Consider the following 13,009-nt stretch of genomic DNA (forward strand, 5'->3'; position numbering starts at 1 on the left):
GACTCATGAATTTCTCTCTGCTTCAATGCTTACATTGATGGCGGGCAACTTACGCCTAGAATTGCCAGGCCATTCCGGATAACCTGGCGCACTGCGGCTGCCAGAGCGATACGGGCATTCTTCACCGCGACATCGTCGACCAGCATGCGTTCGGCATTATAGTAGCTGTGGAATTCAGCGGCCAGATCCTTCAGATAGAAAGCGATCAGGTGCGGCGCCAGTTCACTGGCAGCAGCAGCAATGATCTCTGGAAATTCACTGAGCTTGCCGGCGATCGCCAGTTCGTGCGGATTGTCGAGGCGGGCGAGGTCGGCATTGACGAGGACGTCCGGCTCACCGTCCCACTGCGCGAGCAAGGAACAAACGCGAGCGTGGGCGTACTGGATGTAATAGACCGGGTTGTCATTGGTCTGGCTCTTGGCCAAATCGAGGTCGAAGTCGAGGTGTTGATCCGACTTGCGCAACACATAGAAGAAGCGGCAGGCGTCGTTGCCGACTTCCTCGCGCAATGTGCGCAAGGTAACAAACTCGCCGGAGCGGGTCGACATCGATGCCTTCTGGCCATTGCGGTAAAGCACGGCAAACTGCACCAGCGCCACGTCGAGGACATCCGGATTCAACCCGAGTGCGGCCAAAGCGCCCTTGACGCGCGGGATGTAGCCGTGATGGTCGGCGCCCCAGATGTTGATGATGCGTTCAAAACCACGTTCGCACTTGTTCAAGTGGTAGGCAATGTCGGAAGCGAAGTAAGTGTAAAGACCGTTGTCTCGTTGCACGACGCGGTCCTTCTCGTCGCCGAAGGCAGACGACTTGAACCACCTGGCGCCATCCTGCTCATACAGGTAGCCCGCTTTTGCAAGTCGTTCGACACAGCGGCTAACGAGCCCGGTATCGAACAGGGATTTTTCCGAGAACCACACATCAAAGTGCACGCCAAACTCTTCGAGGTCGCTGCGACCGTCTTCGAGTTGCTCGGTCAGCACGTGATTGTGTACGTAGTTCCAGTCTTCGCCGAGCAGCTTCTTGGCGTTTCCGATCAATGTATCGAGGTGCGTCTCACGCTGGGCCTTGGCATCATCGTCGGCGCGTTCGTCGTCCGGCAGACCCGGAGTGCCCTGGAGAATGGCGGCAGCGGTCCGGACAAACTTGTCGCCGTGCGCGATTTTCATCTGCTCGGCCATATTGAACACGTATTCACCCTGATAGGCGTTGGTCGGGAAAGGGGCGCTGCCACAGGTTTCGGCGTAGAAATCGAGATAGCGAAGCCAGGTAGAGAGCGCCAGAATATCCATCTGCCGACCGGCATCATTGACATAGTATTCGCGCGTCACATCCCAGCCGGCGTAGGCCAGCAAGTTGGCAAGGCTGGCGCCGTAGGCCGCGCCACGCCCATGACCGACATGCAAGGGGCCAGTCGGATTGGCCGAAACGAATTCAACCTGCACCTTCTTGTTGCCACCTAGCGTCGACCTGCCGAAAGACTCCGCCTGGGTCAGAATGCTGCGGATTACCGCCAGCTTGGCCGAAGCGTGCAGATGGAAGTTGATGAAGCCGGCTCCGGCAATCTCGGTTTTCTCGATAAAAGGTGATTTCGGAATCTCGGAGAGCAGCAGTTGAGCCAACTCGCGCGGATTGCGTTTCATCGGGCGAGCAAGCTGCATTGCCAGATTGCACGAGAAATCGCCATGCGCAGCCTGCTTCGGACGCTCCAGCAAGATGGCGGTGTCCGCCTGATCAGGCACGACGCTCGCTAGCGCAGTGCGCATCAATGCGGCGAGATGGGGCTTGATATCGTCAGTCATCGTAACGTTTCTTGATATGGGGCAAGTGGCCGATTATACGACGCCCGGCTCTTTATGAGGTCATCGAAGAAGTTGGCTGGTAGAGTGGACACATCAGGCAAAGTGCAAGGACGACCGATGACCGCAGGACCCGCTCGCCGCTATGCGGTGATCATTATCTCTTATGCCTTTATCGCAATACTGGCCGCGTGCACTCACGCCCCGAGCGTCCCCCGCACTCCTGCGCCACAAATCGGCGATGGCTACCCGGAAAAACTTGACATCCTGGAACCAGGAGAGCAAGAAGTCGTCGTCGTGATCAACGACAATTCGAAAATGGTCCATGCCGGGATGTTTGCCGGTGACAGCTTGCTGGACCCGGCGGGAAGTTATGAAGGAACGCGCCGACTCGATCGGCACTGGCCGGGCAGCAGCCTGCAAGACTATCTGCGCTTTCAACTGGAAGACGGTCCGGTTGTCAAAGTCTATCGCTTTACCCTGTCACCTGAAGGGTTCATGCAGGTCAAAGCACGCGCCGACAAAACCGGCGCTACCCTGCCGTTCTTTTGCGCCGCCCGTGTACAAAACATCATTAGCGGCATCACGCCCTTCGAGTCGGTGCCCGACGCATGGCTGATCTCGCCCGCAGCCCTGGCCAACAAGCTCGACGCCATCATCGGCTCGAACAGAATCGCGGGTGCCTGTTTCTGGCCAAACGGCACGTCCTGCTATCCACGCACGTCAGGCGAAGCTCGGGTTGATCCGGGGTGCGTCAGTACTGCGGACCCACCCGGATGTCATGAATTGCCAACGCCGCTTACCTCTCCGGAAAACACGCAGCCAGATGAGCGGCGCTCGGCTTTTTCGAAAAAAGGCTGACAACGACGGTGAATAGCAGCGACACCGGCACAGCATAGACCAGTGGGTCAATATCCTTGAGCGGGCTTCCGATGGCCAGCGAGGGAACGCCGAAGATCATGTTGGATAGCCCCAGCGGCTTGGATACCTTCTCGAAAACAAAAAACAGTACGATGACGCTGACGACCAGACCGCTCAGGAAACCGGCATGCGCTCCAGCCCTGCTTACGCCCTTCCAGTACAAGCCCAGCGCATAAATTGTCAGAAAACTGCCGGCACACAGGCCGAAGAAGAGTGCGGTGCCGTTGACAATGATCGTTGCGCCATCCTTGAAAAAACTGGGCAGGAAGTAGGCAGTCAGCGTGCTGATCAGAATCGCTGCCAGCATCGCTATGCGCATGATGCGAACCGGCTTCTCGGCTTTCATTCCCATGCCTTTTTCCATGATGTCGTGACCAATGGCCGAGCCCATGGTGTGGAACTGCGAGCTCAGCGTCGACATGGCCGCCGCCAGCAGGGTAATCATGAACACCGCCGTGTACCATTCGGGCATGTTGTTTTTGATGAAGAGCGGGATAACGTTGTCGGGCGATCCGGCGGCGGCGATGGCAATCTTGCCGCTGGCGTTCATGAAGAATACATTGGACAGCGAACCAACGACGAAAGCGACGCCGGTCATCAGCATGATAAACACGCCACCGATGACGACGCCCCGGTTCAATTCGCGGTCGCTCTTCACGGTCATAAAGCGGACAACGAGTTGCGGCTGAGCGAGCACACCGATACCGACACCCATCACGACAGTCGAAATCAACGTCCACCAGAGCGGCGAAAAGAGTTCAGGCATTGCCGTCCATCCGCGGTGTCCCTTGGCGACCAGTGCTGCTGGCACCTTGTCGGCGATGGCGGTCAACTGTTCGTGCGCGGAAACTACGCCTCCCAAGCCACTATAGGCATACCACAATAGGAGGGTCATGCCGATAGCCATGATGGCGCCTTGAAAGGCGTCGGTATACATCACCCCTTTCATGCCGCCCATCATCACGTAAAAACCGACGATAATCACGATGGTCAGCAAAGCCATATTTTGCGACAAGCCGAGCGCCACGGTCAGAAAGCTCACGCCACCAAGCATAACCGCACCGGCATAAAGTGGCATGCCAATAAAAATCAGCGCGGCAGCGGCCACTTGCAAAAACTTTGAGTCATAACGCTTACCGAGAAACTCAGGGAAGGTGTGAGCGTCAAGCTGGTGTCCCATGCGGCGCGTAGGCTTGCCGAAGATGATGAAGGCGATGAATATGCCAAGGAAGATGTTGAGCACGGTCAACCATAGAATGCCCATGCCAAAAACCGCCGCCGCACCGCCAAAGCCGACAATGGCTGCTGTTGAGATAAAAGTAGACCCGTAGGAGACGGCCATGATGACGGGATGAACCTTGCGGCCGGCGAGCAGGTAATCCTTGGCATTGGCAGTCTGGATATAGCCGAGATAGCCGAGTACCGCCGTAATGGCCAGATAAACTAGCGTGGTGACAACAACGGTGGCGTTCATTTAGGCTCTCCCTTTTCCCACGCTTCTTCTTCAGCGATTTCCTCGACTTCCTCTTCCGGACTTGGCTTGTTCCAGTTAATAAAGCCATACACCACACACAGTGCGGTCGAGCCCAGCGTCAAGATAAACGCCAGACTGACGCCCCAATCCCCTAATCCCAGCATGAAACACCCCCTTGTAGACGCCGACTAAGAAGTCGGTCGATGGTAAAAGATATAGAGCGATCGGTCGGCAGTTAGCGATCGCTTCGCTTGAGAAGGTCTTTCAGATTGGCGAATGGCTGCGCACTTGCCCGATTGACCTGAGCCTTGCCGCTCTCGCCAACTCCGGCCTGGCGCGCGGCATCGTGGTCTGACTCTCGAGAATGCTCGTTGTCGTGGCAATACAGACAGAGCAGTTCCCAATTGCTGCCATCCTTTGGATTATTGTCGTGGTTGTGGTCGCGATGATGCACAGTCAGTTGCTGCAAATTTTCGCGAACAAACTCACGGGCACAGCGCCCGCAGATCCACGGGTAGATTTTCAGTGCCTGTTCGCGATAACCCTGCTCGCGAGTCTGACGATTGCGAACAGACTCGGCAATCATTCGATCAGCATGTGCACGCTTCGCATCTTCGGCAACCAAGACTTTCCCCTTGAAGGACGTTGCAATCAATTTTACGCCATCGGCCAATTGTAAAACCGCCGGAGGCTATAAACCATAGACTTACAAATAATTCATTTTGCATGAATCGTCGGCAAGTTTAAACTGGCGTTGTGTAAGGCTATGGCTATAAACTCCCCTTTTTTTGCCCGCCTCCCCAAATGCCACAGGCCACTCCCGCCACCTACCTCAAACTCTTGCTGACCGCCCTGTTCTGGGGTGGAACCTGGGTCGCTGGACGTGTCGCCGTACAGGAAGCGGCTCCGTTCGCGGTCGCCAGTTGGCGCTTCTTCGTCGCCGCTCTCGTGCTGGGCGTGCTGCTGATCGTTCGCGAAGGCTGGCTCCGCTGGTCGGCGCGACAATGGCTGAAGTTGGCAGCACTTGGACTCTCCGGCGTTTTTTTCTACAACGTCTTTTTCCTTTATGGCCTGCAGCGGGTCGAGGCTGGTCGTGGCGCGCTGGTCGTCGCCCTCACCCCGGCCATGATTGCGCTTGCCGACTGGCTATTATTCCGTCTGCCGATGTCGCCAAAAAAAGTCCTCGGCATCGTGTTGGCCCTGTTTGGCAGCCTGCTGGTGGTCACTCGCGGGCAACCGAGGCAATTGCTCGGCGGCGGGGTTGGATTAGGCGAATGGCTGCTGATGGGGAGCGTTGTGTCTTGGGCCAGCTACACTCTAATCAATCGTCATTTCTCAAAACAGTTCTCGGCGCTGGCCTTGGCCTTTGGCGGCTGTTTTACCGGCTGGCTGATGCTGACCGCCACCGCCCTGATCAACGGCAGCCTGTTCGTTCTCGGTGCCACAACATGGCGCGGCTGGAGCAGCATCATTTTTCTCGGCCTTTTTGGAACGGCACTTGCCTTTACCTGGTATTCGGAAGGCATTGCACGTATCGGCACGACAAAATCCGCCGCATTCATCAACCTGGTCCCGGTATTCGCCGTCCTGCTCGGTACCCTGATGCTCGACGAGTGGCTCGGTGGCGCCGTCCTTGCTGGCGGAGCGCTGGTTATTGTCGGCGTGTTCTTGACCAATCGAACCGCCCTTCCCGCTACAACTTGACGGCGATCAGCGGAACAGTCATCTCGTCGCTACTGACTCCGCCATGCACGCCCAGCATTCGGTGGCGCTTTTCACCCGGCAGCCAGTCCTTGATGGTCCAGTTGCCTTTCATCACCAGCGTGTAATCGCCAACGCGTGAAGCCAGACGCGGGTGGTAAGGTGGCGGGCCAAACCAGCCGGCGCTTACCAATTCACTGCTACACCGCAGATCCAGGCAGTGCCCGAAGTGTTGCCGAACGTAGGCCTCGAACGCAGTCGCGCGGGCAGTGCTAACGTAACAGTAGGCGGCGCGGCGTTCGCCACAAAGTGGGCGACTGAGCAGTGCAGTTAGTTGCGGGTGATCGTCGAGGTTTAGCACCCGTTGCGGCGGCGAGTCGATAAAACCATGATCGGCGGTGCCAATCAGCCAACTGTCGCTGCCCTGCGCGGCGTTCAGCAAGTCACCGAAGCCGGCATCGAGCGCAGCCAGTGTCTGTTGCACCTGTTCGCTTTGCGTGCCATGGCGGTGCGAGCGGGTATCGAGATCGGGGTAGTAGGCGTAGATGAAGCGTGGGGTTTGCGCTTCACGCAGCAAAGTGGCGAGCTGGGCAAACAGTTCAGGCAGTGAGTTATACGCCAGACGCCTGGCACCACGCGCATGCCAGACGTTGAACGGACTGTCGGCAATACTTTGTGGGGCCAGAGCCCAGCACTCGCGATCAAGCTGCTGGAACAACGTCGGATAGTCGAAGAGGCGCGACGTCAGTGTTTCCGGCGGCAACGCTGAGGTTCCGACGCGGGCGGTCAGCGGTAGGATGGCCAGCGTCTGGCCGATTTCGTCAAGATGCATATGCCAGCCGGTCAGGCCATGTTGCGCCGGAGCCAGCCCGGTCATGAAGGTGGTGATGGCGCTGGCGGTCGTCGACGGAAATACCGATGTCATTGTGCTTATGGCATGGCGCCGTAGATTTTGGCTGGCCGGGTGATTGTCCAAGGTGCGCTGGCCGAGACCGTCGATAACCAGCAAGACGATGTGGCGCGCCCCGCCAAGTGCGGTGGCGGGCAGTGCATCCAATTGCGGGTAGGGCGCCCGAATACTGCCGCAGGCCGTGGCGATGCTCTGCATCAGGTTGACGATGCCCTTGCCAGTGTAGTTCGGGAACACTGTTGAACTCATGATGAGAACGATTGTACGTCAACTGAAAAGGGGGCCTGCGCCCCCTCTTGATGATTCAATTCGCCAACCGATTACTCGGCAGCCTTTTTCTGCTTGTCGAGCCTGAATTTCACATAACTACCCGGCGCATCTTCAATGACCTTGAGATTGCCTGCGCCTGGTTTGCGCGCGCGAACCTTCTCCGCACCACCAACCTGATCGGTCACCCACTGCTGCCAGTCGGTCCACCACGAACCAGGAGTCTGCGTCGCGCCTGCCAGGAAATCGTCTGCGCTTTCAGGCAGCTCGGTATTCGTCCAGTAGCCGTACTTGTTGGCCGCTGGCGGGTTGATGATGCCAGCAATATGCCCGGAGCCGCCGAGCACGAACTTGACCGGACCACTGGGTAGCAGGGCGCCCATATAGGTACTCTTCCAGGGCGCGATGTGGTCTTCGATGGCCGAGACGAAATAGCAGGGTGTCTTGACCTTTGAAAGGTCGATCTTGACGCCGCCCAGCACGACGCCACCCGCTTCGCGCAGCTTGTTTCCGAGATAAAAATTGCGCAGGTAAAAACTGTGCATCTTGGCCGGCATGCGCGTTGAGTCGGAATTCCAGTAGAGCAGGTCGAAGGGAAAAGACTCCTTTCCCATCAGGTAGTTGTTGACTGCAAACGACCAGATCAGGTCGTTGGCCCGCAGCATGTTGAAGGTACCTGCCATGTCGGCGCCATCGAGGAAGCCGCGCTCATCCATTCGCGTTTCAAGACCGGCGACGGTCGCTTCGTCAAGGAAGACCTTGAGTTCGCCCGGCTCGGAAAAATCGAGCATGCTGGTGAAGAAGGTGGCCGAAGCGATGCGCTTATCTCTTTTGGCGCTCATGTAGGCCAGCGTCGACATCAGCAGTGTTCCACCAAGGCAATAGCTGGCGGCATTGATCCTGGCCTCGCCGGTGGCCTGCTCGATCGCATCGATGGCCGCCATTGTGCCGTCCAGCAGGTAGTCTTCAAAGTTCTTGTCGGCGTAACGTTCGTCCGGATTGACCCAGCTCATGATGAAAGTGGTATGCCCCTGATCGGTCGCCCATTTGACGAAGGAATTCTTGTCACGCAGATCGAGAATGTAATATTTGTTGATCCACGGTGGCACAATCAGCAGCGGCTTCTTGAATTGCTGCGGGGTTGACGGATCGTACTGAATCAGCTGAAACATGTCGTTCTGGAAGATGACCTTGCCTGGAGTGGTGGCGACATTTCTGCCAAGCTCGAAGGCGTCGGGATCAGTCATGCGGACTCTCAATTGACCGTCACCGGCTTCCATGTCACGCAAGAGATTGTCGAATCCCCTGACCAGGTTCTGGCCATTGCTGCTTACCGTCTCACGGACGACTTCCGGATTACTCAGGGCAAAATTTGTTGGCGAAAGCGCGTCAGTATATTGACGTGTGAAAAAGCTGACTTTTCTCTGGGTTGATTCGTCGAGGCCCTCGACGTCCGATACAATACCATTCAAGTGGTTGGCGGTAAGAAGGTAGGACTGCTTAATAAAATCGAAAAGAAAGTTGCTCTCCCATTCGTCATCCTTGAATCGTTTGTCCGACTTTAGCGGCGTAACTACGGCCGGAAGCGACGACGAGCCCATCATTTTCATTGTCGAGTACTGCCACAGCGAAAAATAATCTCGCATCAACTTCATTTGCGCTTCTGCGAGCTTTTGGGGGTTGGACAGCAAGCACGCTGAGAGATCCGCGAAGGCCTTGGAGATCCCCATTTCATCCGACGGCATCGAAAATCCCTCAACGGACTTCTTGTCGACATGCTGAGCCAGCATTTGCGAAGCGCGCTTGGCCACCTCTGAATAGCTTTTCATAAGTTCCGCAGGATCGGGAAAGGACCTGCCTTCCTCGAATTTATTTTGCTGTGACATCAGATAACCTCCTTGACTGGTACTTAACACAGTGAAAAGAACGCACGTCGACAGTAGATAAATTGAAAAAAATGTTGAAAGCTATAGACTTCGCCCACAAGGAGCAGCCTTTTTTGCCGGGATCGAGCAATATAACATTTGGCGATTACTTTGACATGGCTTTGACGGGTAAATATTCCATAATTCCGGTTATTTTCAATTCCCTGCAGGCTCTCTGAAGACGTGCCAAATTCGCAGCACAAATCGCGCCCTGATCACTTGATGGAGGTTGCATGTATCAGTCGATTATTACCGAGGTTGATGATTCCGTCGGTATTCTCACGCTGAACAAGGCGGAACGTCACAACGCTTTTGATGAGTTGCTGATTGCCGAAATTACCAACGGGCTGCTCGAACTGGAAGCCGATCCCCGAGTGCGTGTGGTGGTCCTTTCGTCTACCGGGAAAAGTTTTTGCACTAGCGCCGAGTTGCACTGGATGAAGCGCGCGGCGACCTCTACGGTGCAAGAAAACTTGCGTGATGCACGCAACCTGGCCCGCTTGATGAGCACGCTGAATGAACTCTGCAAGCCGACCATCGCCCGTGTGCAAGGGCCTGCCTATGGCAGCGGGCTTGGCCTGATTGCGGCCTGTGACATTGCTGTCGCCACCTACGATTCACTGTTTGCCCTCACCGAGGTCAAGCTCGGCATTCTGCCCGCCGTCGTCAGCCCCTACATCCTGGCCGCCATTGGTGAGCGCTACTGCCGCCGTTACATGCTTTCCGCCGAGCGGTTTTCTGCGGCGGAGGCCTACCGTATCGGACTGGTGCATGAAATCGTGCCAGGCGAAGAGGAGCTCGACGAAGCGATCGGCGAAATTATCGACAATCTTTTGAAGAATGGCCCGCATGCCCAGGCCGAGTGCAAGGCCTTGATTCGTGTCGTCTCGGGCCAACCCATTGACGAGTCCACCAGTGAAGAAACAGCGCAGCGCATTACCCGAGTGCGCGCGAGCCCGGAGGGGAAGGAAGGTCTGAGCGCTTTTTTGGAAAAGCGCAAACCGAACTGGATTGGCTAATTCTTGTCCGACAAGCACCCCTTTCATCACCTCAGAATGCGCGATGATTCAGACTAGCAAACCGCGTCAAGCGGCATCACCGTGCATCAATGTATGCGCTCTGGACGCCCAAAATCACCTGTGCCAAGGCTGTTTCCGAACGATCGACGAGATTTCCAGATGGAGCCGGGTTTCAAATGACGAACGCCTGAGCATTCTGGACGCTGCGGCGCAGCGGCGATATCAAGCGCTGGGCCAATGAACGAGCCGAAAGTCATCTATCTGTGCGTCGGTGTCTGCATAGACGACCCTGACTCTGGTTATTGCCTGGGCTGTGGTCGCCCACCGCTGCAAACATCGACCAATGAGCAGAACGTTGTGGCGTATGAAATTTTCCGGCCTCCGGAAGCTTCTGAGCCGAAACTTGGAATTCCGGCTGATCCAGAAAACGGGAACGCTTAGATCCGCTTATTTCGAAACAACCGGCAGCGCGCTTTCCACCAGTCTTACCCAGTAACTGATGCCTAGCGGCAGGATATCGTTGTTGAAATCGTAATGGGGGTTGTGCAGGGTGCAGCCCCCGGTGCCCGGCCCGTTGCCCAACCACACGTAGCAACCTGGTTTGACTTGCAGCATGTAGGCGAAATCCTCAGCGCCCATTGACGGCAATTCATCCTTGCGCACATTGGCGTTGCCCAGCACCTGTCCGGCAACACGCTGGCAGAGGGCGGTTTCGGCGATGCTGTTCACGGTCGGCGGATAGCGGTGGTCATACTTGACCGTGATGTGCGCGCCAAACGCGCTAGCAATACCGCTGCACAGGCGCTCGATGGCGCGTTCGACCATCTCCTGCACGTCCGCCTTGAAAGTGCGTATCGTGCCACGCAGCACGGCATCGTCGGGGATGATGTTCCAGGCTTCGCCACCACCGTGAATCTGGGTAACGCTGACCACCGCCGCTTCGCAGGGATGCAGGTTGCGTGCCACCACGGTTTGCAGGGCAAGCACCAGCTGGCTGGCCGCGACCAGCGTGTCGACGCCCTGGTGCGGCATCGCGGCATGGCAACCGTGGCCACGAATGGCAATCTCGAAGGCGCAGGTGCCGGCCATCACTGCTCCGGGCATCACGGCCATTTCGCCGACAGAAATTCCGGGCCAATTGTGCAGGCCATACACCGCATCCATCGGAAACCGTGTAAACAGGCCATCCTCGATCATGACCGCAGCACCGCCTTCAGATTCCTCGGCAGGCTGGAAAATGAAGTAGACGGTGCCGTCAAAATCAAGACTGTGCTGGTGTTCCGCCATGTAACGCGCGGCGCCGAGCAAGAGGGCGCTGTGCCCGTCATGGCCACAGGCGTGCATCTGCCCTTGGTGTCTGGAGCGATGCGGGAAATCGTTTTTTTCATGCAGCGGCAGCGCGTCCATGTCGGCACGCAGGCCGATGGAGCGCGCGCTGCTGCCTTTACGCAGAACGCCGACAACACCAGTCTTGGCCAGCCCGCGGTGCACCTCAAGGCCATAGGCGGCGAGCTCGCGCGCCACGATGTCGGAAGTCCTCGCTTCCTTGAAGGCCAGCTCGGGGTGGGCGTGGATATCATGACGGATGGCAGCGAGATCGGCGAGGAAGGAAATGTCCAGAAGATTCATGGCGTCGGTTTCAAAAATAGAACCCCTAGTTTAGGCCAGCCTGGCTTGCCCGTGTCAGCATCGTTCCGCTATGCTCCGGACCATGCACATCGTTATCATCAGCGGCCTTTCCGGTTCAGGCAAATCGATCGCCCTCAACATGCTTGAAGATACGGCGTACTACTGCGTGGACAACCTGCCTTCGCAATTGTTACAGCAACTTGTCGATCATCTCGCTCAGCAAGGCTACACCAAGGTGGCCGTGGCGATCGACATCCGCGGTGGCGAGAGCATCGCGATGCTTCCACAGCAACTGGCCGAACTGCGTGCCAACGAGTTGGAGATGCAGTTTCTCTTTCTTGACACCAAGACCGAAACATTGCTCAAGCGCTATTCCGAAACCCGCCGCCGACATCCGCTGGCCAGAGGGCGACGCACCGTGACCGAAGCCATTGCCGAAGAACGGGTACGTCTGGAAGGCCTGGCCGAACTGGGTCACCACATCGATACCAGTGACCTGAAACCAAACGCCCTGCGCGAATGGATACGCCAGTTTATCTCCATCGATGCGGCGCAGGGGCTGACCCTGATTTTCGAATCCTTCGGCTTCAAGCATGGCGTTCCGCTGGATGCCGAACTCGTCTTCGATGTGCGCTGCCTCCCCAACCCGCATTACGATCTGTCATTGCGCCCGCAAACCGGCCACGACGCCCCGGTTATTGCCTTTCTCGAAGCCGAGCCTGAAGTGCGGCGCATGCGTGACGACATTGCACGTTTCGTCGCCACCTGGCTGCCTTGTTATGTTCGTGATAATCGCAACTACCTGACCGTGGGTATTGGCTGTACGGGTGGTCAGCACCGCTCGGTCTATTTTGCCGAGTGGTTGGGGCGTGAATTTCGTCAGCAGGCGCGCGTGCTAGTCCGTCACCGCGAATTGACGCCGGCGCTTAGCGGCCAGCCCTGATGCGCTGGCTATCGCTGTGCAGGCCCGGTGACTGGCTGGTCGCCGGGCTGGCCGCCGCCTTTTGCGCCGCCACCTTTCCGCTGGCCTGGCAAGGCGGCGTTGCCGAAAAGGCCGTCATCAAGAAAGGGGGCGTAGTTTTCGCCGAACTTGATCTGTCCCGTAACCGCCGGATCGACGTTCCTGGACCGCTTGGCATTACGACGGTTGCTGTTGAACAGCGCCGTGTGCGTGTGGTCTCCGATCCCGGACCTCGGCAATATTGTGTGCGCCAGGGTTGGCTCGAACACGCGGGTGAAATCGCCATCTGTGCGCCGAATCAGGTCAGTGTTCAGGTGCTGGGGGCGAAGACGGCCTATGACTCGCTCAATTACTGAAAGTCGCCGGCCTTTGCGGCAATCGGTCGGATAAGCAACGTGGTAGA

At 57.2% G+C, this 13,009-nt stretch carries 13 protein-coding genes; 6 read left to right on the forward strand and 7 right to left on the reverse strand.

The features are described 5' to 3' along the window. Positions 1-29: 29 nt before the first annotated feature. Positions 30-1,802, reverse strand: a complete 1,773-nt coding sequence (argS, locus tag Q1J43_RS15260; protein ID WP_301103367.1) for an arginine--tRNA ligase — start codon at positions 1,800-1,802, stop codon at positions 30-32. 117 nt (positions 1,803-1,919) lie between these two features. Here argS and Q1J43_RS15265 point away from each other — a divergent pair, with 117 nt between their 5' ends. Further along, positions 1,920-2,660, forward strand: coding sequence for a hypothetical protein (locus Q1J43_RS15265; RefSeq protein WP_301103368.1), 741 nt, complete (start codon positions 1,920-1,922; stop codon positions 2,658-2,660). On the opposite strand, the gene Q1J43_RS15270 is transcribed toward Q1J43_RS15265, so the two are convergent. The 3 genes from Q1J43_RS15270 to Q1J43_RS15280 form a co-directional block, all read right to left on the reverse strand. Beyond that, positions 2,599-4,194, reverse strand: a complete 1,596-nt coding sequence (locus Q1J43_RS15270; RefSeq protein ID WP_301103369.1) for a sodium:solute symporter family protein — start codon at positions 4,192-4,194, stop codon at positions 2,599-2,601. The genes Q1J43_RS15265 and Q1J43_RS15270 overlap by 62 nt on opposite strands. Next, positions 4,191-4,358, reverse strand: coding sequence for a symporter small accessory protein (locus Q1J43_RS15275; protein WP_301103370.1), 168 nt, complete (start codon positions 4,356-4,358; stop codon positions 4,191-4,193). Before Q1J43_RS15275 ends, Q1J43_RS15270 begins: the two co-directional genes overlap by 4 nt. Positions 4,359-4,429: 71 nt before the next feature. After that, positions 4,430-4,780: a YajD family HNH nuclease gene (locus Q1J43_RS15280; RefSeq protein ID WP_301103396.1), complete on the reverse strand. Its 351-nt coding sequence runs from the start codon at positions 4,778-4,780 to the stop codon at positions 4,430-4,432. 218 nt (positions 4,781-4,998) lie between these two features. On the opposite strand from Q1J43_RS15280, the gene Q1J43_RS15285 reads away from it, so the two are divergent. Continuing rightward, on the forward strand, positions 4,999-5,898 hold the full coding sequence (locus Q1J43_RS15285) for a DMT family transporter (RefSeq protein ID WP_301103371.1): 900 nt from the start codon (positions 4,999-5,001) through the stop codon (positions 5,896-5,898). Here the strand turns inward: Q1J43_RS15285 and Q1J43_RS15290 are convergent. Further along, on the reverse strand, positions 5,888-7,054 hold the full coding sequence (locus tag Q1J43_RS15290; protein WP_301103372.1) for a nucleotide pyrophosphatase/phosphodiesterase family protein: 1,167 nt from the start codon (positions 7,052-7,054) through the stop codon (positions 5,888-5,890). The two genes, Q1J43_RS15285 and Q1J43_RS15290, sit on opposite strands and share 11 nt — an antisense overlap. A gap of 71 nt (positions 7,055-7,125) precedes the next feature. Then, complete coding sequence (phaC, locus tag Q1J43_RS15295; RefSeq protein WP_301103373.1) at positions 7,126-8,958, reverse strand: class I poly(R)-hydroxyalkanoic acid synthase; 1,833 nt, start codon at positions 8,956-8,958, stop codon at positions 7,126-7,128. A 272-nt stretch (positions 8,959-9,230) separates the two neighbouring features. Between phaC and Q1J43_RS15300 the strand changes: the two genes are divergently transcribed. Together Q1J43_RS15300 and Q1J43_RS15305 are read left to right on the forward strand one after the other, a co-directional pair. Next, complete coding sequence (locus tag Q1J43_RS15300; RefSeq protein WP_301103374.1) at positions 9,231-10,016, forward strand: enoyl-CoA hydratase/isomerase family protein; 786 nt, start codon at positions 9,231-9,233, stop codon at positions 10,014-10,016. 43 nt (positions 10,017-10,059) lie between these two features. After that, positions 10,060-10,257, forward strand: coding sequence for a DUF1289 domain-containing protein (locus Q1J43_RS15305; protein ID WP_301103375.1), 198 nt, complete (start codon positions 10,060-10,062; stop codon positions 10,255-10,257). Positions 10,258-10,463: 206 nt separating this feature from the next. On the opposite strand, the gene Q1J43_RS15310 is transcribed toward Q1J43_RS15305, so the two are convergent. Next, positions 10,464-11,645, reverse strand: coding sequence for a M20 aminoacylase family protein (locus Q1J43_RS15310; RefSeq protein ID WP_301103376.1), 1,182 nt, complete (start codon positions 11,643-11,645; stop codon positions 10,464-10,466). Positions 11,646-11,727: 82 nt separating this feature from the next. Here Q1J43_RS15310 and rapZ point away from each other — a divergent pair, with 82 nt between their 5' ends. Then, the gene (gene rapZ / locus Q1J43_RS15315; RefSeq protein ID WP_301103377.1) at positions 11,728-12,588 is read left to right on the forward strand and encodes an RNase adapter RapZ; all 861 of its coding nucleotides are present in this window, start codon (positions 11,728-11,730) and stop codon (positions 12,586-12,588) included. Beyond that, positions 12,588-12,962, forward strand: coding sequence for a NusG domain II-containing protein (locus Q1J43_RS15320; RefSeq protein WP_301103378.1), 375 nt, complete (start codon positions 12,588-12,590; stop codon positions 12,960-12,962). The genes rapZ and Q1J43_RS15320 overlap by 1 nt, the downstream gene beginning before the upstream one ends. The last annotated feature ends 47 nt before the right edge of the window (positions 12,963-13,009 follow it).

This window comes from Propionivibrio sp. (genome assembly GCF_029255185.1).
GTDB lineage: Bacteria > Pseudomonadota > Gammaproteobacteria > Burkholderiales > Rhodocyclaceae > Propionivibrio.